Genomic DNA, 22,724 nt, shown 5'->3' with positions numbered 1-22,724 from the left:
ATCAAATATATTGGACAGCCTCGCCTCATGGAAAATGCTATCGGAATCCGTCCGGCGGTTGAAGCGGACCTACCAGCCATTCTCGACATCTACAATGACGCGGTGCGAAACACCACTGCGATATGGAACGAGACGCTTGTGGATCTGCCTAATCGAAGAGAGTGGTTTGCCGACCGTATGTCCAAGAACCACCCGGTTCTGGTTGCCGAGAGGCAGGGCGAGGTTGTTGGCTATGCCACCTACGGCGTCTGGCGCGTGATTGAAGGCTTCCGGCAGACGATGGAGCATTCCGTCTATGTCAGGAGCGATCGCAAGGGTGGAGGCATCGGGTCCGCGCTCATGCAGGCACTCATTTCCGAAGCGCGGGCTCGCCATATCCACGTTCTCGTCGCTTGCATCGAAGCCGAGAACCTGGGTTCAATTAAACTGCACGAAAAATTAGGCTTCAAAACCGTCGGGCGATTTGGTCAAGTCGGCCAGAAATTTGGGCGATGGCTCGACCTCCTGTGCATGGAACTCCCACTTCAAGAGGCCTCCAAACCTCCTGTCACAGCACAAGTTTTGGACTGAAACTGATTCCTAGCACCGCTCCCTTCGCTATCGCACAGAAGGCGCTCGGGTGGACCTGGATCAGACTTGGATTGACGTCAGCGCCTTGGAACCTGGTTGAAGATGCCTTCGCTGCTGCAGGCAGGAGACGTTGGCCCCACAGCATCACATTGCATAACGGGCCGGTGGCCCTCCGGAGCCGCGGTTGCTTGCTATTCCTTGCTTGGATTCGGATGCGATCACGACTCTTTCGAAATTGCGGTAAATCTGCGGCACTCGATCTCGCGTGCCATAATGATTGCAACTCTTCTGGGTGGAGCAATCTTCATGGTCTCCACCTACCTTATGATGGTCGCGCATCCGACGCTGACCATCGAAGCATCGACAACGCCGCATAAGAGATTGTTGTCCAGATGCGTGGCCCCACTTTCAAGACGGTTTTTACGATCGTGGTCGCGGTCGCGTTTTTTTGCGGCTGGACTTTGCACGCATGCCACCGCCTCCAGACTGCTGTGGCATGGGACGAGACAATGTCATTTCCTCCAGTCCGTTCGCTTGTGTGAACCCGCGTCTCAAGACGCCGATCGTTCACGTCCCGACTGAGCTCCGATAGAATTCGTACCTGGAAATGTCTCTGGAAGTGGGCATGTCGCAGACATCCAAATAAACCACGCCGATGGGTGAAAGGACGTTACTTCGTCCGCGAAGGCATGCGCGACTGGGTGTTCCGCGCAATGATGAAGGGCAAAGCCGGAAGAACTAGGTTCTGGCGGCTGATCCATGCATCCGACGTTCCTATTCGTCGCCATTGCAAAATCCGAGCCGAAGCGAATCCGTTCAATCCTCTATGGAATAGCTACTTCGCTGCGAGGCGAGGCCTACCATCGGTGAAGACGGATCGGCTCGATGAGACCGCACATTCTGCCGACCAACAGGAACTGGCGGCTCTGGTCAAACAGGGCTTGGCGGAGGCTTGAGCTGTATGCAGGGAAACTTGCACGTACAGTTTTTAGGGAGGGCCGGCCTGGCGACGGGTCGTCCCTACCCGACAGGACACGCCTGAGCGTGAAGCGCGCAATCCGGGCACCGGCGCAACGATCAAAGTAGCAGCTGCAAAGAAGCTCACCTTCCAGCCGGCAAAGCGCTGAAAGATGCGCTCAACAAGTGACCAACGGAAAGCCTCGCTCAGTCGAGCGGGGCTGCTCTCCTTTCTGGATTCACATCTGTGCCGTTGTTGGGGCGCTGCATAGGTTCTGCCTTATCAATATTCTCGGCGCTTGCCAGGTCATTCGGCTGATGGGGCGAGATGAATAATGTCTCCCCTCGACCAGCCTTCGGCAAGGTGCATTAGAAACTCCATCTCTTTTCTTAGAGCGACGGTCCGACTGACATCGTGTGCGTGCTCGTTTTCGGCGCGCACGTGATAAAATTCTCCGACCGCAATTCCGGCGGCTTTTCGCTTGTCCTCAAGCGAGGTCTTCAAACCTGCGAGTTCCTCCTTAACAGCGAAGTAGCGCCGCATAACGGCGATCAAACGCAGGTCGTTTTCCGCTTCATCCATATTGGCGCCTTCCAAAATGCTTTGATTAGGAAGAAGCAGATTCGCTCTCTCCTGTCACGCCTCGAACGACGATCGTCAAGATGGTACTTTAGAAATATCTAGAGGATGTAAGATTCATGACAAAGCGAGAAGTATTCCATTCATCGCCTTCGGCGGCCCCGCAAACAACCCAATTTCCTTCATCTTGAAGGGTGATACCCGGAATTCTGACCCGTGTGTCGGGTGTCCCTGTCTAGTTCGTTCACATCCAGCAGATAGCTATACGCGCGCCAACTGTCCGTTCACCGCATAATTTGAGTGAAGAACCTAAAAAAGAAAAAACCGAACGCCCCCTTGCAGATCGTCCGGCTTTTCCCGCGACTACCTACTTCGACAGGGCAAACGGTCGGGTAGCATGTCGCTAGTTGGAGCGTATGCACGATATGAATATATAGACGCATTTCGCGTGCGCAAACTACCAAGGCAGGTAGGTTACCAAGTTTGACGGCCCGACACTCCGACCCTGCGGTACCGCCTCGCATGCTCATCCGATCCAGCGAGATGTCGGAGAGCGCGCTTCATTTTCCTGATTGTTGCCGCCGAAATCGGATTGGTTTCCAGCGAACCACGCCCGCTGCAAGGTGGCCGTGGTGACGGGCGCCGGCGCCGGCATCGGCAAGGCATGCGCCCTCGCCATCGCGCGCGAGGGCGGCAGAGTGGTAGTGGCCGTTATTGATGGCTCGGCGGCGACCGCCTGCACGCGCAGATCGCGGCCGAGGCGGGCAACGCGCTGGCCCTGGCCATGGACATCGCCGATGCGCAGGCGGTGGCCGCGCTGTTCGAGGCGGCAGAGCGGCACTTCGGCGGGGTTGACCTGCTGGTGAACAATGCGAGCGCCATGCATCTGACCCCATACGACCGCGCGATCGTCAACATGTCTTCGTGCCAGGGGCTCAGCGGTGACACCGCGCTGACCTCCTACGCCGCGTCGAAGGCCGCGATGAACACGCTGTCGGCCTCGGTCGTCACCCAGTACGGTCACGCGCAGATCCGCTGCGTTGCGCCGGGTCTTATCATGACCGAACGTCTCCTCGCCAAGTTGGACGACTGCATGCAACGGCATCTGCGCCGCCATCAGCTCCTGCCGCACGTCGGCCGCCCCGAGGACGTGGCCGCGCTGGTGGCTTTCCTGCTCTCCGACGATGCTGCGTTTATCACCGGCCAGGTCGTGTGCATCGACGGCGGCATGCTGACGCATGTGCCGACATATGCCGATGGTGGCAACAGCCGCGCCGGGCGACCGGCCGGTGACACCGCCAAAGCGGCCGCGGCGCCAGAGAGGTAATGGACATGCTGCTCAATCCGCTGCACCGCCGGCACCGGCTGCGGGACGACATCCCGGTCATGCCCGGCGCTTTCCCCCTGGTCGGGCACCTTCCGGCCATCGTTTGTGACCTGCCGCGCCTGCTGCGGCGCGCGGACCGGACGCTGGGCAGCCATTTCTCGCTTGATTTTGACCCTGCGGGACAACTGATGACATGCCTCGATCCGGATGCGTTCGCATTGCTCCGGCACAAGGACGTGTCCTCGGCACTGATTGAAGAGATCGCGCCCGAAATCCTTGGCGGAACGTTGGTCACTCTGAACGGTAGCGCGCACCGGCAGGCGCGCGATGGGATCAAGGCGGCATTCCTGCCGAGCGGCCTGACCGAGGCCGGCATTGGCGAGCTGTTCGAGCCCGTCATCCGGGCCCGAGTGCAGGCGTGGCGCGACCGCGGCGAAGTAACTATCCTGCCCGAAACCGGCGACTTGATGCTGAAGCTCACCTTTTATCTCATGGGCATCCCCGGCAAAGACCTGCCGGAGTGGCATCGCAAGTACCGGCAACTGCTGCAATTAATGCTTGCGCCCCCGCTCGACCTGCCCGGAACGCCCTTTCGGCGCGGCCGCGCCGCCCGCGACTGGATCGACGCGCAGTCGCGCCAGTTCATCCGCGATGCGCGCGCGCATGCGGGCCCTCTCCGGTACAAGGACATGAACAAGATGCAGACCGGTTCCACGCTACACGACGATCAAACTGGCGTTTCCGCGCTCGACGGATTGGGCGCGCAGGCGCCCGGCGCATCCGGCAGGCTGCTGCCGGAAATCTGGATGCTGGACGGCACAAAGCGGGTCGAACAGGCACTGGCGCGTCTTCTCTGCGCCGAAGACGACGGTGAGACCGAGCTGATGGCGGCGATGCGTTACCCCACCTTGCATGGCGGGAAGCGCACCCGCGCCTTGCTCTGTCCGGCTGCCGGCGCACTGACCGACACCCCGGCGTACATGCTCGACCTCGTCGGCGCCGCGATCGAAATGATGCACGCCTGTACCCTGGTCCACGACGACCTGCCCGCAATGGACGACGACGTGCTTCGCCGCGGCCTTCCGACCGTGCACGTCAAGTTCGGCGAAGCCGCTGCGATCCTGGTCGGGGATGCACTACAGGCGCACGCCTTCCTGACCCTGGCGAGCCTGGATGCGCCGGGCGACATCCGTATCGCGCTCGTGCGTGAATTGGCGCAAGCGGTATCCGCCGAGGGTGCTGCAGGCGGGCAGGCCATGGACCTGTCGCTGGTTGGAAAGCACGTTGAGGTGGGCAGGATCTTGGCGATGCACCGCATGAAGACCGGAGCGCTAGTGCGCGCGTCCGTTCGCATGGGCGCGCTATGCACCATCGTGGAGGATGCCGCGCACGCTGAGCTGTACTGTGCGCTCGATCAATACAGCACCTGTTTCGGCCTGGCGTTGCAGGTGGTCGACGACATTCTCGACGCGACAGCGGATAAAGCGACACTGGGCAAGACCCCCGGCAAGGACGCGGCGGCGCAAAAGCCGACCTGCGCGTCGATCATGGGGCTACAGGCAGCGCGCCAGCTCGTGGCGGATCTGTTTCGCGACGCGGGGGATGCCATCGCCCCCCTGGGGCCGCGTGCGGAACGGTTGGCCCAGATCCTGCAGCGCGCCAACGCTATCTGTTGAAGCACGCGCCATGCGCATGAGCGCGCCCGGCCGCGTGGGGTCGCCCCTGTGCCGCTGCGATCAGTGGCGGCAGCGGTTGCAGGCTGTACTGTGTCCAAATCCACGTCGCCGATCGCAGCGGTGGTCCAGCACTGCCGGCGCGCTACGCGCAAGCACTATGCGGTGGACCGCGACGGGCACGCGGCGACGTGCACGTCCTCTGCCCGATCCTGGTCCTCGTCAACCGTCTGCAGAAGGAACATCCCGCGTGAACGCGCTGTCCGAACAGATCCTTTCCGAATTGCGTCACCTGCTGAGCGAGATGAGCGATGGCGGCAGCGTCGGTCCGTCAATCTATGACACGGCGCGAGCTCTGCAGTTCCACGGCAACGTCACCGGTTGACAGGACGCATGCGCGTGGCTCATCGCGCAGCAACAGGCCGATGGCGGATGGGGAAGCGCGGACTTCCCGCTGTTCCGCCATGCGCCCACGTGGGCAGCTTTGCTGGCATTGCAGCGTGCCGATTCTCTTCCCGGTACTGCCGACGCAGTCCAGGCTGCAACCCGGTTCCTCCAGCGCCAGCCCGATCCCTATGCACATGCCGTTCCGGAAGACGCGCCGATCGGTGTGGAGCTGATCCTGCCGCAGCTTTGCGGCGAGGCCGCATCCTTGCCGGACGGCGTGGCGTTTCCGCGTCACTCGGCGCTGTTGCCGTTGCGGCAAGCGTGCCTGGTCAAGCTGGGGGCGGTGGCGATGTTGCCGAGCGGCCATCCGTTGCTGCACTCCTGGGAAGCCTGGGGGACGTCGCCAAGCACCGCATGCCCGGATGGCGACGGCAGCATCGGCATCAGCCCCGCGGCCACCGCCGCGTGGCGTGCGCGCGCCGTGACACCGGGCAGCACGCCGCAGGTCGGGCGCGCGGACGCATATCTGGAGGCGGCATCGCGGGCGACGCGCAGCGGCATCGAAGGTGTCGTTCCCAACGTCTGGCCGATCAATGTGTTTGAGCCATGCTGGTCGCTGTACACCCTGCATCTTGCGGGGCTGTTCTCGCATCCCGCACTCGCCGACGCGGTGCGCGTGATCGTTGCGCAGCTTGAAACCCGCCTGGACGTGCGCGGTCTGGGCCCGGCCTTGCACTTCGCGGCTGATGCGGACGACACCGCCCTTGTGTTGTGCGTCCTGCGCCTTGCTGGCCGCGACCCGGTAGTCGACGCGTTGCGCCAGTTCGAAGTCGGCGGGCTGTTCGTCACCTTCCCCGGCGAGCGCAATGCCTCGGTGTCGACCAACATCCATGCCCTGCATGCGTTGCGACTGTTAGGAACGCCCGCCGCCGGCACCAGCGCCTACGTCGAGGCCAATCGCAACCCGCATGGATTATGGGACAACGAAAAATGGCACGTTTCATGGCTGTATCCCACCGCGCATGCGCTGGCGGCGCTGCTGAAGGCGCAGCGCGACGACGGCGGCTGGGGCGCCGGTCGTGCGTCCACATTCGAGGAAACCGCCTATGCGCTATTCGCGCTAAACGTGATGGACGGGAGGGAAGAGCCAACAGGGCGCGCGCGCATCGCTCAGGTGGTGGCGCGTGCGCTGGAATGGATGCTCGCCCGCCATGCGGCGCATAGATTGCCGCGGACGCCGCTGTGGATCGGCAAGGAACTGTATTGCCCCACCCGGGTCGTGCGCGTGGCCGAACTCGCCGGATTATGGTTGGCGCTCAGTTGGGGGCGGCGCGCCCTGGCCGAGGGAGCAGGAGCGGCGCCATGATCCAGAACGAACGCGCTCTGCAGCAGGTGCTGGAGTGGGGGCGTTCCCTGACCGGGTTTGCCGACGAGCATGCCGTGGAAGCGGTCAGGGGCGGCCAGTACATCCTGCAGTGCATCCACCGGAGCCTGCGAGATACCAGCGCTCGCACGGGCCGCGATCCGCAGGACGAATCGCTGATTGTGCCGTTCTATCGCAAACTGGCGCTGCTGTTCTGGCTCGACGATTGCAACGACCTTGGCCTGATCACGCCGGAGCAGCTCGCCGCGGTGGAGCGGGCGCTGGGACAGGGTGTGCCGTGCGCGCTCCCTGGATTCGAGGGCTGCGCTGCGCGCTTCGCTGTCCGCGCTCGCCTACGATCGTCGTGACTATGCTCAGCTTCTCGACGATACCCTGTGCTACTGCGCGGCTCTGCGCGCCGGACGCGTGAAGGCGGCAGGAGCGGAGCGCTGGTCCTACACCGAATACCTGCACAACGGCGTCGATTCGATCGCCTACGCGAACGTATTCTGTTGCCTGTCACTGCTCTGGGGTTGGACATGGCGAGTTTGCGCGCCCGTCCGGCGTTTCGACAGGTCCTACGGCTCATTTCCGCGATAGGGCGCCTGCAGAACGATCTGCATGGACGCGACAAGGACAGGTCGGGCGGCGAGGCCGACAACGCGGCGATCCTGCTGTCGCAACGCTACCCGGCTATGCCTGTGGTAGAGTTCCTCAACGACGAGCTGGCCGGCCATACGCGCATGCTGCACCGGGTGCTGGCGAACGCTTTCCGGCGCCGTGGGGACCGCTGATCGAGGCCATGGCGGCCCTGCCCGCGCAGTACTATGAGACCTCCGCCAACCGCTACCGCAATGAAGTCGCGGGGGGATGCCACTGCGCGCAGGCCTGAACGCGCGCACTGCCCTGCTACCACGCGTGGTAGGTGGTGGCCGGGCATGTCGCTGGCGCGGGGTAACATGATGCGACAGCGACGGACAAAAAGAGTTATATCATACAACCATGTGCGAAAAATCTTTGCTCGTACTGTACCCGCTTGATGTCACGCTTCGGCCGTCTGCTCGTCGGCCTGTTCATGTTCCTCGGCCAGAATACCGACAATCGAAAGAACCCGATTCCTGATTCGGGGCGACAGCCGCAAAATGCCCTCGATCAGTCCGCGACCGTCAGCCGTCGCCAGGTAAGCAATGCGTTCGTCGATCTCCGCGGCTTCTGGGTGGGGAACTCCGCTGCCGGGTTCCGGCAGGCCTTCGAAAAATCGCGCCATTGGCACATGCAGGCAACTTGCTATTTCATAGAGCATCGAAGCACTGACGCGGTTTTTGCCGCTTTCGTATTTCTGCATCTGTTGGAAGCTGACGCCGACGCCCTTGCCCAACTCGCTCTGCGATAAATTGGCTTGAATTCGGAGAATGCGGATCTGCTGTCCGACGTGGCGATCGACGGGATGGATCCTCGCATCCGATGGCGACGCCCCCTGCCGCGTGAAACTTGCTTCGATGTCTGTGATATAACTCATGCCGGCTCCTCTAAGGTCGCAAAAGGGCATGATAGGGGCAACCAGACATCTCCACTTTCATATTTGTGATGCGATTACATATTCTTGATGCGAAATTCACGATTTCGGCGAGTTTTGCCGCAAAGCACGTCACCGATCGGGGCCAGCTTTGGGAGCGATACTGCCCGTCCGCTGCGCCGCAACCATTGCGCGGTTGACTGGAACACGTCGACCTTCAAATTGACTGACGGTCTAACAAGACGATACCGACTCGCGTCGCTACGCTTTGGTCGTCCGTTTATGGACCAAGCGTCGCGCCGAAGAATGTACACAATAGGGGATCAACACACCCGTTTCCATATTGGGGCCGATTTCAGCTCCGGCAATTGCGCCGCTGGTGGTCATTCAAGTATACCCGCAAAGGGCCGGCGGCGGCGCATTCACCCTCCTGTGGACCGGCAGTGTCGGGCGAAATGAAAAACTGACCCCCCCTATTGCCTCACCCACGAATGTTACCGCAGTTTTGTGCGCTGAGATGGCCGTTATCTTCTCCTGCCGCGGCGGGAGAAGATAACGGCGCGCGCTTCATCCAGTCTCCATCGAGAATAATCTGCCCGGCTGTTTCGATACGCCAAGCCTTGACCGCCATTTGCACCGTCCGCAGGCTTTTCTTCGTGAAGCGCGACGGATCGGCGCTCATTAGACGCTCTAGGACCGAGGCTGCAGAGACCGCCGGATCCGCCTCAAGCCACGCTCGAATCTTGGGCTCGAACGGCTCCAGCATGCTCTGCCTTTTCGGGTAAGGCTTGGTCCGACGATATGGCCTCCGATGTGTCGGCCGTTTCTCCCCAACCTGCCAAGCTGTCTTCAGGCTCACGGTAAATCGATGCAGATCGACGGCGACCGGTTCTTCGGATCTGGCGTTTAGGCCTCGGCGATCGACCCGCCTTCCGAGCTCCTCCTGGGCGGCACGAATTCCGGCAAACAGCATCACCGGATCTTCCCTTTCCAACATTGCCTGCAGCCGCTCCTTGTCGGCCTCGGCCACACCGGAATGGGCCAGCACCCGCGCAACAGGCGGCATGGGCAGATGGTAGCGTTTGATGACACGAGCCCCGATCCGTCTCTTCTCCCGCAACTTGAACGAAGGTTGGAACAGGTTGCCGTAGAGACGCACCACGTCATAGAGACGCCCAAGCACAACCGTCGCCTCCGCGCCGACGAACCTCCCGTAACCGACAAGCCTTCGCACGATCGCACCGTTCTTCTGCTCGACCCAGGCTTGATCGTTCTTTCGATACGCGCGCGAACGGGTCACCTCCAATCCCTGGCTTCGACACCAGCAGACCACCAATTCGTTCATGAAGGCGCTGTCATTGTCGAAGTCGACGCCAAGCAGCGGAAATGGAAACTGCGAACGGGCCTGCTTGATGGCAGCGATCACGAGGCTGCTTTCGCGCGTCCGCACCGGCACGCACTCGGTCCAGCCCGTCGATATATCGGTCAGCACCATCGTCTGCACGAAGCTCCCGGACGAAGACGTGCCGGAATGCGCTACAAAGTCGACCTCGACGAAGCCAGGCGGAGGATCGTTCCAATCTCCGAAGGTGCGCACCGGAACCGACCGGCGAACCGCCGAACTCATGCCAGCACGTCGACGCTGACCGCCGCGTGCTACGATACGGACTTCCGTCAAAAGCCGGTCCATCGTTGCAGGGCTCACCGTCATCAGTTTATCGCGAAGCTCGGTGTTCAGCTCGAGCCGGCCATGACGCTCAAGGGCTGGCAGTAAAATCGGAATCAGCGGCTTCAGGCGTTTTGAGCAAAGACGATCGGACACTTCCCATAGAGCCACCAGCGCTTCCCTGACATCGGGACCATACTGGACAACATGCTGCCGAGCGGAACGCCGCTCGAACCCACGATGGCGGAGCACTCTGATCGCATGTTTGCGGTGATATCCGGTAACCGCGACGAACTCATCTAGGATACTTTGCTTGTCAGCCCGACAGCTCGATCGATATCGCTCGATGATCGCCTCAACCAGTTCCGTCCGTGTCGCCATGCTGATCCGCCGTGCCATCCATCCCCCGAGCCGGGACAGCGAACCATGACCATCCCATCGGGAGCATCAACACTATCGGTAACATTTTGCTTGAGGCAATGCGGGGTCAATTCCTCGATTCGCTTGACAGGCAGCGTTCAAAGTCCTGCCAGGCGCCATAGTCGTATGAGCTCTGCTGGCGCCGAGATCCCTGTTGATATCACATAGGGATCGGCGCGTCGTGCCGCTTGGCCGCCTCGCTTCTTGACAGGGAGTCCATGGCCGAGGTCGTTGACGAAATAGAGGGCAACTTTCTGCTCGCCCGCCACGGTCCATGACGTCAGGCTACCCCAGGACCTTTCAGCCGTTCGTCCGCTGTACTCACTAATGCCTTTGGCTTGCAGCCATTGGTTGAAACATGCACGCGCGTTTAGGGGATTGACGACACGATCATTTGCACCTTGCCAGATCGTTATAGGAGGCGAGGGTCTCGGTCCGTTGTGAATTTGCGCAATCGGGCGTCCCCATCCGTCGGGCGGAGGAGCTGCCCCACCCTTCATCGCCCGCAAGGCGGACACGGCATCACGGGCGGATCCGAAAGGCATGCCGGCAACGATCGCCGCTCCCGCAAATATCTCCGGGTAGTTCGCCACCAGCGCGCTCACCATCGCGCCACCGGCCGACAATCCCACGATGAATATCCTGGAAACATCGATCCGATGCCGCTCGCACGCATACTCGATCATTTGCCTGATGGACATGACCTCGCCCCGGTCCTTGGCAACGGCGCTCGGCCGGTACCAGTTAAAGCAGTTTTGCGCATTATTAGTGCGCCGCTGTTGCGGGTATAGGAGAACGAAACCACGATCCCTCGCGAGCTTCGAGAAACCGCTGGCCGCATTCAGACTTTCGGGAGACTGGAGGCATCCATGGAGAACAACGGCGAGCGCCGGCCTCTTCGGCAAACGCGCCGGAACGAAGAACTTCATCACAAGGCGGCCTGGATTGCTTCCGAAGGCGACAGCCTCCAGCAGCCCAGCTGTTGCGCGAGGAGAAGGCGATTTGCTTGGTTTCGGCCGTTTGAGTGCCGGTTTCAAGCCGTCTCGACCAGGCGGGTCATCTGCTTCTGCGCTCTGAACGCTTTCGACAGGGATCGGCTGAAACTAAACCTCATGAATTCTCACGCCCCAACCGCGCTAGGAGTGCTCGAATGCTCGGCTGGGTGGCCCGGCGCACCGCCTCGTGGAGGGCAAACCAGCGCGGCTTGCGGATGTTCTCGGGAAACTTGTCCGCGACTTTCGAGACGTTCAGGAGCTGGACGATCACCGTGTAGCGGTTTCTGCTCGTGTCTTTCTGATAATTAAAGGTTCCGAACGACGTCTCAGTGACGATGCCCATGATGCCTGCCTCCTCGAACGCCTCTGTCGACGCCGCGACACCGCTTGGCTCGGGACTTTCGATGTGGCCCTTCGGAACGCCCCATCGTCCGGCGACCAGCAAGACCTCAATACGTCCCTCGTTATCCCGCCAGTAGCAGATGGCACCTGCCTGTGCGATGTCGTCACTGGAAGCGTCGTATCGTGTTGAGTCCCGAAGCATTATTAGCCTCCGATTGCAGGACCTATCTAGGGCGATCCCACTGCGGGTCCCGGCGGCCGCACTGAGTTCGGCAAACATGAATAATCCTGGAAATTCGGTGAGCGCGATCATCGATGAAGCGCGAGGTGCAAGTTATCGGAATCGAACTCAAGCTCGATCTCTCGGGTAAAGCCGCAGCCTTCTTGGTTCCGATCTTCTCGGCGAACCACGAAACATCGTTGAGCACACGTCCATCTATATCGATAAATGCTGATTCTAATTACTTTTCAGCTCTGACCCACAATTCGAGTGCATCTTTTGCTTCGAAGCCTTCTTGGGCCTTCAATTACGCACTTTCGCGACGGAAGCGATAGTCTCCCTTTGATGCGCGCATGGCCTTGCCGATCGCCTTGTTGATGTCATCGAGATTGCAGCTCTCCGGGTTGAACTTGCGACCCACCCACCGGCGCATGGCTTTATGTTCCTCGTGATCAGGATCGAACCACGCTTCGAGGAAGTCAGCATAGCCTGAAGTCCCACCAACATCCTCTGGAGGTCCGGACCGTTTCCCGGCAATGCAGCGAGGATATTTTGCACCTTCCTCGCGTGCGACTCGTTCCAGCCGCAGAAGATGACGCCAATTATCGCCAAAATCGTACTCGTAGAGGATTGTGATAGCATTTTCGTCACGATCGTAAGGAAAGTGGAGGTCAATCATCCTGACCTCGGTTGCCTCGAAGATCTTGCTGTCGAACATCCTGCCCTCATCGAACTCCGGTGCGCCGTAGATCAGACCGCCGATGTTGAACTGATGCAGATGAGTGTCGGTCCAGCCGAAGGCAGCCTGCAGCACTTCGTGAAGCTCAGCGAGGTTGAGGGAGATTGGCAGTTCGAGGATACGACTGATCTCGGGTTCGATGTCGAGGATATGAACCTTGGCGTTCACGATGAAGCTGTCTGGGTCAAATGGATCAAGCATGCCATTGATCATGCCGAGCACAATGGCCATAGGCAATAGATGGTTCAGCAATTGTCGATTATGGAGGCACGAAGTGGTCCCCGGCTTCGCTCGCATCCCGGTAATGCCCCGTGGCATCCCGACGCGGTGGATAGGATAAGAATGGAACTTTTGTGTGCTGCAGCACTTGGAGTCTTCAACGACGAAAGGATGAGAGAATGTCAGCTGCTAAACTCGGCAATCCGATCCCGATGGGAATTCCCGGATTAGAGTTGGTGAAAACCTCCGATATCTCGAGTCCAGCCGAAGCTGCAGAACAGATTTCGAGAACGCCGATGTAGGTGGTTGGCGTCGATTCCGCGCTATTGGATCAATGTTTGCTTCTTTCGATGAAGCTCGGTTTGTCTATCACATTGGCAGCGATGGCAATGATTATTGGTCCAATGCTGATTTCGAAGGACTCGGACCTGGCCGATTAGCAAGGACCCCATGACGAACGCGCGAAAGGTTGAAGGCATTCAGAAGGCGCGCCCTGCGACCGGGTGTCGACATTCGTTTTTCCGATATCAACTCTCCTAACGGCAGCAATCGGGTCAAACATACGCGCGCATCCCATGCGACCACTCGTTTTAGAATGACGAATTGAATTCTCGCGAGAACGGCAGCACTTGACGTAAAAGGCGAATCCTTTCGTCGGGTCCATACAATACGAATTGTCGGTGGCCATTAATCTAAGAAGATCGGTGCTAGAATATCAATCAGTTACGGTTATTTTACATCGTTCTTCCGCCCGGCGATCAAGCAGTCGACCACTAAGGGATCAGCAAGCGTCGACGTATCGCCGAGGCCACCGAAATCATTCTCGGCAATCTTGCGAAGTATTCGGCGCATGATTTTTCCCGACCGGGTCTTAGGGAGACCGGGTGCGAACTGGATTCTGTCAGGGGTCGCTATCGGCCCAATTTCCTTTCGGACATGGGCTTTCAGGAAGTTTTCCAGAGCCTCCGACGGCTGCTCGTCGATCATCAGTGCCACGTAGCAGTAGATGCCCTGCCCCTTGATGTCGTGGGGGTAGCCGACAACAGCCGCTTCCGATACGCTCGGATGGCTCACCAGAGCGGACTCGATCTCCGCCGTCCCCATGCGGTGGCCGGACACGTTGAGGACATCATCCACCCGTCCAGTAATCCAATAGTAGCCATCATCGTCGCGCCTGCAACCGTCGCCAGTGAAGTACTTCCCCTTGTAAGTGGAGAAGTATGCCTGGATGAACCGCTCATGATCTTTGAAAAGCGACCTCATCTGGCCAGGCCAACTATCGGCAATGCAAAGGTTTCCCTCGGCTGCGCCCGTCAGAACCTTGCCTTCCCCGTCGACGATTTCGGGCACGACGCCGAAAAATGGAAGTGTCGCCGAGCCCGGCTTCAGCCGAGTCGCCCCAGGTATTGGTGTGATCATGTGCCCGCCCGTCTCGGTCTGCCACCATGTGTCGACAATCCCGCAACGCGATCCACCGACGACAGAGTAGTACCACTCCCAAGCCTCGGGATTGATCGGTTCGCCCACAGTTCCCAGAAGTCTGAGGCTCGCACGGCTCGCGCGGGTCACATATGCATCACCTGCTCCCATGAGGGCGCGGATGGCGGTTGGAGCAGTGTAGAAGATATTGACCTGGTGCTTGTCGACAACGTCCCACATTCTCCCTGCGTCCGGGTAATTCGGGATGCCCTCGAACATCAATGTTGTGGCAGCATTAGCCAACGGCCCATAGACGATGTATGAGTGGCCCGTAACCCATCCCACGTCCGCGGTACACCAGTAGACCTCGCCGGTTCGGTAGTCGAAGACATGCTGATGGGTCATGGAAGCGTAGACAAGATACCCTCCCGTCGTGTGCAGGACACCTTTTGGCTTGCCCGTGGAACCGGACGTATAGAGGATGAACAGCGGATCCTCCGCGCTCATCGGTTCGGGCGCGCAGACTGGATCCGCAACTTCTACCGCCTCGTGGTACCAGAGATCGCGGTCAGGATTGAAACTGATTTCCGATCCGGTTCGCTGCACCACCAAGACCGAGGTCACAGCGAGACCCTGTACCGCCGCGAGTTCGATGGCTTGATCGGCATTTCTCTTGAGGGGAACCGTGCGTCCGCCACGGACGCCCTCATCAGCTGTGATAAGAACTCTGGAACCGCAATCTACGATCCTTCCAGCAAGAGCTTCCGGTGAGAAGCCTCCGAATACGACCGAGTGGATCGCGCCGATCCGCGTGCATGCAAGCATGGCAACGGCCGCCTCCGGGATCATCGGCATATAGATCGAGACGCTGTCGCCTTTTTCCACGCCCCTCGTCTTGAGCACATTGGCGAGCCGGGACACCTGGTCGTGTAGAGCTTTGTAAGTGATGTGTTTCGACTGTGTGGGATCATCACCCTCCCAGATGATTGCGGTTCGATCGCCGTGCTCTGCGAGATGGCGATCAAGGCAATTATAGGAGACGTTGGTAACCCCGTCCTCGAACCACCGTATCGTGACATCGCCTTCGAAGCTTGTGTTCTTCACGATGCTATATGGTTCGAACCAATCAATCCGCTTACCATGTTCACCCCAGAACGTCGCCGGGTCACGGATGCTCTGCTGGTAAGACCGCAGGTAGGTGTCAAAATCCATGGGCTGCAGGCCATTCGCTTTCAGATTCTGCATCTAAACTCCTTCAAAATTCCGGTCTGTCAGATTTCGTCGGCCCCGATTGCCGAAAGGGCCGCTCGAGCAACTTCGAAATCTTGCTCGCCCGAACCCGATCCCACGCCAATCGCGCCTGCTAGATTCCCGTCAAACCGTATTGGGAGTCCGCCCGGCAGATGGGTCACGCCTCCTTGGGAGGCGATGCCTGCGGCAACGCCGAATTCCGCTGACATCGCCCCAGTCGCCCCATTGATCGAGGCAGCAGTGCGGGCCTTGGCGCGCGCCGTGTGCATGCTGAGGTATTTCGCTCCGTCCATTCGGATGCTGGCGATCGTCTCTCCACTGGTGTCCACAATAAAGACGCACTGGGGCACCTTGATCGACTTCGCGTGCGAGACTGCCGCAGACAGCGCTTCCAAGGCCGTTTCTGCGGTCACAATGATGCTGGTTCGAAATTTTGACATCTCATTTCTCCTGGAAAATCTCGCCGAAGTAGCTGGTCGTGATAGATCCTGATGGGGTGCACATGAAAGGGGTGTTCAATCCAGCAGACAGCTGGCTACCTGCAGTGCGCCTGGATGTCGGCCTGGTCGAAAGAAGAACATGTCCGGCAAGATTTGAACATGCATTGAACTTGATCTCATCTAGTCCGATAATCGAGACTGTCATTCTAGGTCGGAAAGCATGCGCAACTCCCTTTGCCTTTCGCATGGCGCACCATGCGAACGTCGTTCCTCTAGTCGCCCGTTCGGCATCCGCGAGTGCGAACGTAGTGTACTTTAGACAATACAGCAACAAGAATCGCCTAGACAAAAGCGCTTTGTCCAAGTAAAAAACAATTCATACCAAAGAGGCGATCATGCAAACACCACTTCAGACCCGGATTTTGGAGCAGCTTCGGCTTGACTTGAGTGGAGATCTGAAGTCGGGTGATCGCATCAACGAAGCGGAGATCGCCGAGCAACTCGGCGTGTCGCGCACGCCCATCCGCCGCGTCCTTCAAAAACTTCAGGATGAAGGCGTCCTAGCTTTCGAACCGCGCCGCGGCTTCATCCTGCGCGACCCCTCCTCCCTGCTGAAGAATGGCGAGGCGGAAACTGTCGAATTGCTCGATGAACGCGTAATGCGTGACATGGCGACTGGCGAGCTCAACGCAGTGATGAGCGAGCGCGCGCTCATGCAGCGTTATTCTGTACCGAATGGGGTTCTTGCTTCGACCCTTCGTCGCTTGACGAGGGATCATCTCGTCGAACCATCGCCAGGCCACGGATGGATCTTCGCAGATGTCAGTCCTCGAGCAATGGCCGAGAGCTATCGCTTCCGTCAGATTATCGAACCCGCCGGAATATTGGCGGACGGCTATGAAGTGGATTTGGCCGCGCTCAAGGAGCTCGACGACGATCACGCTCGTGCGATTGAGCAGGTGCACCAAATGGATCGCCGGCGTCTTTTCGAACTAGACGCCCGCTTCCACAAGCTCGTTGCACAGGGCGCCCGCACAAACGAATTGGTGAGCGCAATCGAGCGCCAGAACAACATCCGCCGAGTATCAGAGTACCTCGGCTTCATTCGCATCGAGCGTTTGCGGCAGTCGATGACCGAGCATCGGGGCATTATGGCCGCTCTCTTCGACGGCAATCGCCAGGTGGCCGCCTCTCTAATGCATATTCACTTGCAAGTCTCGAGAGACGAGACGTTCATCCACATGGACGACGACCTTGCGCTTCTTCGCGGTGGCAAGGTGCGTCTGATGGGAGAGGAGGATGCCGGGTACACCGGAGACGACGATATGTAGAACTGATTTCCAAAGGTCACGCGGGAGAGATCGCGTGCGGCGCCGACGGAGCAATCCCCCAGGAAACTCTCAGGCAAAAGGACCGCGTGACTGGAAAATCTGGAGAGTGGCAGCAACGCCCACCGAAGGGGATACCGTTCAAACGGGAAGCTCTCAGGTACCAAGGACAGATGGGGATTATTGGTCACTTGACCTTCCGACAACTGTCTTGGGAGAACACAATGCCCCACATCGCAATCATCGGCGCGGGAATAACCGGAATAACCACTGCATACTCGCTATTGAGCCGAGGCTACGACGTTACGATTTTTGATCGACATGCCTACCCTGCTATGGAGACTTCATTCGCTAATGGCGGCCAACTGTCGGCGAGCAATGCAGAGGTCTGGAATCATTGGTCGACCCTCCTCAAGGGCATCAAATGGATGCTCACAAAAGATGCGCCCCTACTCCTCAATCCCAGACCCTCATGGTCAAAATATTCATGGCTGGCCGAGTTCGTATCGGCCATACCAAAATACAAGGAAAACACGATCAATACCGCGAAGCTTGCAATTCAAGCACGCCAATACATGTTCGACATTGCCGAGCGCGAAGGGATCGATTTCGATCTTGAGAAGCGCGGTATTCTTCACTTCTATCGGGACGCGAAAAGCTTTCGCCACGCCGGTGAAGTGAACACCCTTCTGCAGACTGCGGGTCTAGACCGGAAGGCTGTCTCGCCCGACGAGATACGATCCATCGAGCCGACACTGACCGGAACTTTCTACGGCGGATTTTATACTGCTTCAGATTCCACCGGAGATATTCATAAATTCTCGCGCGGGCTCGCGGAAACATGCATTCACAAAGGGCTCGGTTTGAACTGGAGGCGGACGTAGTCGGCCTCCAACATCAGAGAGTCGGGATATCCGTCAAATGGGTCCGGGTTTCTGCAGAGACAGAGACGGGGCGCGCAGACCAAGAGGACCGGAACTTCGACGGCGTGGTGATTTGTGCAGGGGTTGCGAGCAGGCTGTTTGCACGGATGCTGGGCGATCGCGTGAACATCTATCCGGTCAAAGGCTACTCAATCACGGTTCATCTTGACGATGAGCGGAGCCAAGAGGGTGCGCCCTGGGTCAGTCTTCTTGACGATGGCGCGAAGATTGTCACCAGTCGCCTTGGCAAGGATCGGTTCAGAGTCGCAGGAACCGCCGAAATCAACGGCGTGAATTACGACATCCGGGCTGACCGCATCGCTCCTCTCGTGCGTTGGACACGTCGGTATTTCCCCGACATCAATACCAGCCAAGTGACCCCGTGGAGTGGGCTGCGCCCGATGATGCCCAACATGCTTCCGCGGGTTGGCAAAGGTCGCCAGAACGGCGTGTTTTACAACACTGGCCACGGCCATCTCGGCTGGACCCTTTCATGTGCCACGGCAGAGCTTGTTGGCGAAACCGTTGCGGGCGCTTACGCCACCTGATGCGGCTGCCAGAACAGAAGGAAAACCTCGGAGCCCGACCTGCCGTCGTAATCATCCGTCGGCAGGCTGCGTCACGCGCCATGTTTCGTGGCGAGCAGGAATTGCATTCTATTTTGCGTAATTGCGCTTCTAGACCGGCTCCACCAGCCGTCCGAGTGTGATGGCCCAGTTGAGGACGGCAATCGCAAGCGTCGTCTTCAAGAGGGCGGCGAGGCCCAGATGGACGATAAGCTTCCCGGCGATCAGGGGATAGCCGAACACGCCGGCGAAATAAGACAGGCTGAACAGCAGCAGGGCTTGTGGGGCCTGTCCCGCCGGCGCCTGATTGGCCGCTAGGCCGTTGATCACCGAATAGGAGCCCGTAGCCGACGCCGAGGACCATGGCGGCGAGCAGGTGTCAGGCACGAAGTGACGCAGCCCATGAACATCAGGATCGAAACCACTATCAAGCCGTCAATACGCTGAAGGATATCAGCGGGTCGCGTTTCACCACGAAGCCGTCCACCAGCAGTCGATAGATGTAACCGTCCGATTATTACCGCCTGCCGGATAGCTTCGTGATGGCCTAAGACACGTGCTTAACGACGTCGCTAGCGACGTGTCTTGGGCGAGGTATGTGATGCGTGTCGAGATTCTTGGGCAGGAACGTCGGCGTCTGTGGCGCGACGAACAGAAGCTCGAGATTGTGATGTCGGTTGGGATCGACGGGGCGACGATTACTGAGGTTGCGCAGCGACATGATGTGACGCGGCAGCAGATTTACACCTGGCGCAGTGAGCTGAAGAAGAAGGGACTTTTGTCCTCTTCTGCGAATGCGGTGTTTGTTCCCGTGGACATGAATGCTGTGCAGACCGAAATCTGTGGAGACCGTCAGCATTCGACTGGGATGATCGAGTTGCAATTGGGCTGCGGTCGCAGCCTTCGTTTCGACAGTACTTTGGACGGCGCCACGCTGACACGGCTTATCCGGGCGGTAGAAGCGGCATGATTGGGCCAGGGACCGGCGTTCGGGTCTATCTTGCCTGTGGAGCCACGGACATGCGCAAAGGAATAGAGGGTTTGGCTGCGCTTGCGCAGGATGTATTGCGCCAGAAGCCGACAGGTGGCGCCGTCTTCGCCTTTCGAGGCAGACGTGGCGACCGTTTGAAGCTTCTTTATTTTGATGGCCAGGGCTTTTGCCTGTACTACAAAATTTTGCAGAAGGGACGGTTTCCATGGCCTTCGGCGGCCGACGGGACGGCCCGGCTGACATCCGCACAAATGGCGATGCTATGGGAGGGGATCGACTGGCGTCGTCCCGACTGGGGAGCGCCTCCGGCTCGCGTCGGATAATTTTATGTCTCTGAATCTACTTGTTTTTATGGCTATTGTTCCTGACTCGTGGTAGTCAGATGCATGCCGAATGCCACCAAAAATCTTCCAGACGATCCCGCCTTTCTAAAGGCAATGATCGCTGCCTTGCAGGCGGAAAACGCGAAGATGTCGGCGACTTTGCGTGCGCACGACCAACTGGTCCAGAGCCTGCGGTTGCGCATCGCCAAGCTGAAGAAGCAGGTCTTCGGCAAGTCCTCGGAAAAGATCGAGCGCGAGATCGAACAGTTGGAACTGGTGCTTGAGGATCTTTTGATCGGAGCGGCCGAGAGCAATACGACACCGATCAAAGAGGTCGATGAACCCGCGCCTGCCGTGCCTTCGGCAAACGCGCCGGAAAAGATCATGCGCCGACGTCCGCGAGTGTCGGACAAGGCAGTGCGCGAGCGCAGGGAATTCGATCCCGGCAATTGCTGCCCTGACTGCGGCGGTGAACTGCGTCTTGTCGGTGAGGATGCCAGCGAAATCCTCGACATGATCGCCGCGCAGATGAAGGTCATCGAGGTCGCGCGATTGAAGAAATCCTGCCGCTGCTGCGAAAAGATGGTGCAGTTGCCCGCCCCCAGCCGTCCGATACCGGGCAGCATGGCGGGCGCCGGTCTTCTGGCCTACATCCTGGTCTCGAAGTTTGATGATCACCTGCCATTGTATCGCTTGAACGAGATCTTCGCCCGCATGGGCGTCGATATTCCCGACAGCACGCTGGTCGATTGGTGCGGTCGCGCCATGCAGGTGCTCCAGCCGCTGATCGAGCGGATCGAGGCCGCGATCATGGGAAGCAACCTCCTTCATGCCGACGACACTCCTATCCGGGTGCTGGATCGCTCGTTACGAGACAAGGGTTTAGGCAAAGGCGTGAAAAAGGGCAGGATCTGGACGTATGTCCGTGATCAACGTCCCTGGGCGGGCGCGGCTCCGCCAGGTGCGGTCTACTATTTTGCTCCGGACTGGAAGGAAGACCACGTCCACCATCATTTGCGACAGACAAGCGGCATACTTCAGGCGGACGGCTACAAAGGGTACGGCAAGCTCTATGAACCTGGCGCGGATGGAAGATCTCGCTTCCGAGAGGCATCGGGTCGTTACCGAGCCCCGCCCCTCACAGATCCGGACGTGCAGATTTCCCGCATCCGGTTCCTCACGGTCCAGTTTCGCTCAGATACGGCTCCATTGATGTACGATCCGGGTCGGCGGCAGGGGAAATCGGTCCAGAACCTGCGCCATCCGGCTCCAGTTCGGCTTTCCGGATCGGCCGCGGCGCGAGAGCCCGCTTTTCCAGATGCGTTCGACCTGATGGTGGTACCACTTCAGACGCCGTCCGTTGCCCGTGATCCCGTAATAGGCGTAGTGGCCTTGCATCATCCGGGCCAGATGTCGGTGCTGGACCGTGAGCGACAGGTGTAGGTGTTTGATGCACCACTCCCTGGCTGCCCGTAAGGCCCGCGCAAACCGATCCTTGGCCGTGATCTGCCGCACCACCGGCTTCCCCTTCCGCGACTGGCCCCAGACATGGGTGAAACCGAGAAAGTTGAAACTGGTGGCGCTTGTTGCAGGGTGCCGCCCGTGCGGGCGCCGGAAACGGAAGTCCACATAGCGCGTCTTGTCGGGATGGAGCCGGAGCCCATACCGCTCAAAACGCTTGCCCAGCACGGCCAGCATGCGCCGGCCGTCCAGGTGATCCTCGAAGCTCATGACGAAGTCGTCAGCGTACCGCACCATCTGGCACCTCCGTTTTAGGCGAGGCTTCGCCACCTCCACGAACCATCTATCCAGCACGTGGTGCAGAAAGATGTTCGCGAGAAGTGGACTGATCACTCCGCCTTGTGGAGTTCCAGCTACCGATCGGCTCAGGATGCCCTGGTCGAGCACCCCTGCGTTCAACCACTTGTCAATCATACGTCTGATGACGCCGTCTCTGATCCTCAGGTCGAGGAAGCTGCGCAGATGCCCGTGGTCGATGCTGTCGAAATACTTCGAGATATCCGCATCAATCACCCAGCGCTGACCAGTCTCCATGATGCCATCGCGCAATGTGCGGATGGCCTCATGCGCCGACCGTTCCGGCCGGAACCCAAACGAGCAGTCCAGAAAGTCCTCCTCGTAGATCGGTTCCAGCAGCATCACGATTGCCCGTTGCGCCACCTTATCCTCGAAGGTTGGGATACCCAGAGGTCGCAGAGACCCATCGACCTTGGGGATGTAGTGGCGTCGCACCGGGGCGCGCGGTAGCTGCCCGACATCATCCGGGTCCGGAGGCTTTCAAGATTAGCCCCGAGATCCTTCTCATAGTCGGCCGTGCGCCCGTCGATGCCCGCCGCGCCATCCTTGCGCGTCAGAGCCCACGCCTCGAACATCCAGTCGAGGTCAATCAGATGGTGCAAGGATGTGAACACCCTCTCCGGGTGCTTCCTCGCCTGTTCGGCTATCCACTGCCGTTTCGTGTACACGTTTGTAGGGCTCAGGGTCCCCT

15 protein-coding genes, 7 pseudogenes and 1 riboswitch are annotated in these 22,724 nt (G+C 59.3%); of the genes and pseudogenes, 12 read left to right on the top strand and 10 right to left on the bottom strand.

Annotated elements, in window-relative coordinates:
* Window positions 1-27 precede the first annotated feature (27 nt).
* Window positions 28-570 (top strand): GNAT family N-acetyltransferase, encoded by a 543-nt coding sequence (locus N2601_RS29990; protein ID WP_260305622.1) that lies wholly within the window; start codon window positions 28-30, stop codon window positions 568-570.
* Between the two features lie 1,028 nt (window positions 571-1,598).
* Window positions 1,599-1,717, top strand: a pseudogene (locus N2601_RS29980) (HU family DNA-binding protein); the annotation flags it as partial.
* A 117-nt stretch (window positions 1,718-1,834) separates the two neighbouring features.
* On the opposite strand, the gene N2601_RS29975 reads toward N2601_RS29980, so the two are convergent.
* Window positions 1,835-2,110, bottom strand: coding sequence for a hypothetical protein (locus N2601_RS29975; protein WP_104825582.1), 276 nt, complete (start codon window positions 2,108-2,110; stop codon window positions 1,835-1,837).
* Window positions 2,111-2,682: 572 nt separating this feature from the next.
* On the opposite strand from N2601_RS29975, the pseudogene N2601_RS29970 reads away from it, so the two are divergent.
* The 4 genes and pseudogenes from N2601_RS29970 to N2601_RS29950 all read left to right on the top strand — a co-directional run bounded on the left by N2601_RS29970 (window position 2,683) and on the right by N2601_RS29950 (window position 7,749).
* Window positions 2,683-3,434: pseudogene (locus N2601_RS29970) on the top strand (SDR family oxidoreductase).
* On the top strand, window positions 3,434-5,110 hold the full coding sequence (locus tag N2601_RS34180) for a polyprenyl synthetase family protein (RefSeq protein WP_311319472.1): 1,677 nt from the start codon (window positions 3,434-3,436) through the stop codon (window positions 5,108-5,110). The pseudogene N2601_RS29970 and the gene N2601_RS34180 overlap by 1 nt, the downstream one beginning before the upstream one ends.
* A gap of 247 nt (window positions 5,111-5,357) precedes the next feature.
* Window positions 5,358-6,860, top strand: a pseudogene (locus N2601_RS29955) (hypothetical protein).
* Window positions 6,857-7,749 (top strand): annotated as a pseudogene (locus N2601_RS29950) (terpene synthase family protein). The pseudogenes N2601_RS29955 and N2601_RS29950 overlap by 4 nt, the downstream one beginning before the upstream one ends.
* A gap of 150 nt (window positions 7,750-7,899) precedes the next feature.
* Here the strand turns inward: N2601_RS29950 and N2601_RS29945 are convergent.
* Window positions 7,900-8,406 (bottom strand): helix-turn-helix domain-containing protein, encoded by a 507-nt coding sequence (locus N2601_RS29945; RefSeq protein WP_445945066.1) that lies wholly within the window; start codon window positions 8,404-8,406, stop codon window positions 7,900-7,902.
* A 448-nt stretch (window positions 8,407-8,854) separates the two neighbouring features.
* The gene (locus N2601_RS29940) at window positions 8,855-10,000 is read right to left on the bottom strand and encodes an integrase catalytic domain-containing protein (RefSeq protein WP_341850726.1); all 1,146 of its coding nucleotides are present in this window, start codon (window positions 9,998-10,000) and stop codon (window positions 8,855-8,857) included.
* On the opposite strand from N2601_RS29940, the gene N2601_RS29935 reads away from it, so the two are divergent.
* Window positions 9,905-10,147, top strand: coding sequence for a hypothetical protein (locus tag N2601_RS29935; protein WP_260305619.1), 243 nt, complete (start codon window positions 9,905-9,907; stop codon window positions 10,145-10,147). The genes N2601_RS29940 and N2601_RS29935 overlap by 96 nt on opposite strands.
* Window positions 10,148-10,557: 410 nt before the next feature.
* Here N2601_RS29935 and N2601_RS29930 read toward each other — a convergent pair whose 3' ends face one another.
* The 5 genes from N2601_RS29930 to N2601_RS29910 all read right to left on the bottom strand — a co-directional run bounded on the left by N2601_RS29930 (window position 10,558) and on the right by N2601_RS29910 (window position 16,084).
* Window positions 10,558-11,388, bottom strand: coding sequence for an extracellular catalytic domain type 1 short-chain-length polyhydroxyalkanoate depolymerase (locus tag N2601_RS29930; protein ID WP_311319471.1), 831 nt, complete (start codon window positions 11,386-11,388; stop codon window positions 10,558-10,560).
* A 181-nt stretch (window positions 11,389-11,569) separates the two neighbouring features.
* Window positions 11,570-11,998, bottom strand: a complete 429-nt coding sequence (locus tag N2601_RS29925) for an NUDIX hydrolase (protein WP_260305618.1) — start codon at window positions 11,996-11,998, stop codon at window positions 11,570-11,572.
* Between the two features lie 325 nt (window positions 11,999-12,323).
* Window positions 12,324-12,968, bottom strand: a complete 645-nt coding sequence (locus N2601_RS29920; RefSeq protein WP_260305803.1) for a plasmid pRiA4b ORF-3 family protein — start codon at window positions 12,966-12,968, stop codon at window positions 12,324-12,326.
* Between the two features lie 735 nt (window positions 12,969-13,703).
* Window positions 13,704-15,638, bottom strand: a complete 1,935-nt coding sequence (gene acs / locus N2601_RS29915) for an acetate--CoA ligase (RefSeq protein WP_260305617.1) — start codon at window positions 15,636-15,638, stop codon at window positions 13,704-13,706.
* 26 nt (window positions 15,639-15,664) lie between these two features.
* The gene (locus N2601_RS29910) at window positions 15,665-16,084 is read right to left on the bottom strand and encodes a GlcG/HbpS family heme-binding protein (RefSeq protein WP_260305615.1); all 420 of its coding nucleotides are present in this window, start codon (window positions 16,082-16,084) and stop codon (window positions 15,665-15,667) included.
* 395 nt (window positions 16,085-16,479) lie between these two features.
* On the opposite strand from N2601_RS29910, the gene N2601_RS29905 reads away from it, so the two are divergent.
* Window positions 16,480-17,415, top strand: coding sequence for a GntR family transcriptional regulator (locus tag N2601_RS29905; RefSeq protein ID WP_260305614.1), 936 nt, complete (start codon window positions 16,480-16,482; stop codon window positions 17,413-17,415).
* Window positions 17,416-17,426: 11 nt separating this feature from the next.
* Window positions 17,427-17,510: riboswitch (glycine riboswitch) on the top strand.
* 126 nt (window positions 17,511-17,636) lie between these two features.
* Window positions 17,637-18,883, top strand: a pseudogene (locus N2601_RS34300) (D-amino acid dehydrogenase).
* Window positions 18,884-19,012: 129 nt separating this feature from the next.
* On the opposite strand, the pseudogene N2601_RS29890 reads toward N2601_RS34300, so the two are convergent.
* A pseudogene (locus N2601_RS29890) lies at window positions 19,013-19,397 on the bottom strand (MFS transporter); the annotation flags it as partial.
* A gap of 105 nt (window positions 19,398-19,502) precedes the next feature.
* Between N2601_RS29890 and tnpA the strand changes: the two are divergent.
* From tnpA to tnpC, 3 genes and pseudogenes are all read left to right on the top strand, one after another.
* On the top strand, window positions 19,503-19,871 hold the full coding sequence (gene tnpA / locus N2601_RS29885; RefSeq protein WP_260305611.1) for an IS66-like element accessory protein TnpA: 369 nt from the start codon (window positions 19,503-19,505) through the stop codon (window positions 19,869-19,871).
* Window positions 19,868-20,215: an IS66 family insertion sequence element accessory protein TnpB gene (gene tnpB / locus N2601_RS29880; protein ID WP_104825737.1), complete on the top strand. Its 348-nt coding sequence runs from the start codon at window positions 19,868-19,870 to the stop codon at window positions 20,213-20,215. Before tnpA ends, tnpB begins: the two co-directional genes overlap by 4 nt.
* Before the next feature lie 63 nt (window positions 20,216-20,278).
* Window positions 20,279-21,331 (top strand): annotated as a pseudogene (gene tnpC, locus N2601_RS29875) (IS66 family transposase); the annotation flags it as partial.
* A gap of 78 nt (window positions 21,332-21,409) precedes the next feature.
* Here tnpC and N2601_RS29870 read toward each other — a convergent pair.
* Entirely contained in the window at window positions 21,410-22,468 is a 1,059-nt protein-coding gene (locus tag N2601_RS29870) for a reverse transcriptase domain-containing protein (RefSeq protein ID WP_260305609.1), read from the bottom strand.
* Between the last annotated feature and the right edge of the window lie 256 nt (window positions 22,469-22,724).

Source organism: Rhizobium sp. CB3060 (genome assembly GCF_025200735.1).
GTDB lineage: Bacteria > Pseudomonadota > Alphaproteobacteria > Rhizobiales > Rhizobiaceae > Rhizobium.
Note: the sequence above shows the minus strand (reverse complement) of the source record. Positions and strands in the feature narration are given on the sequence as shown.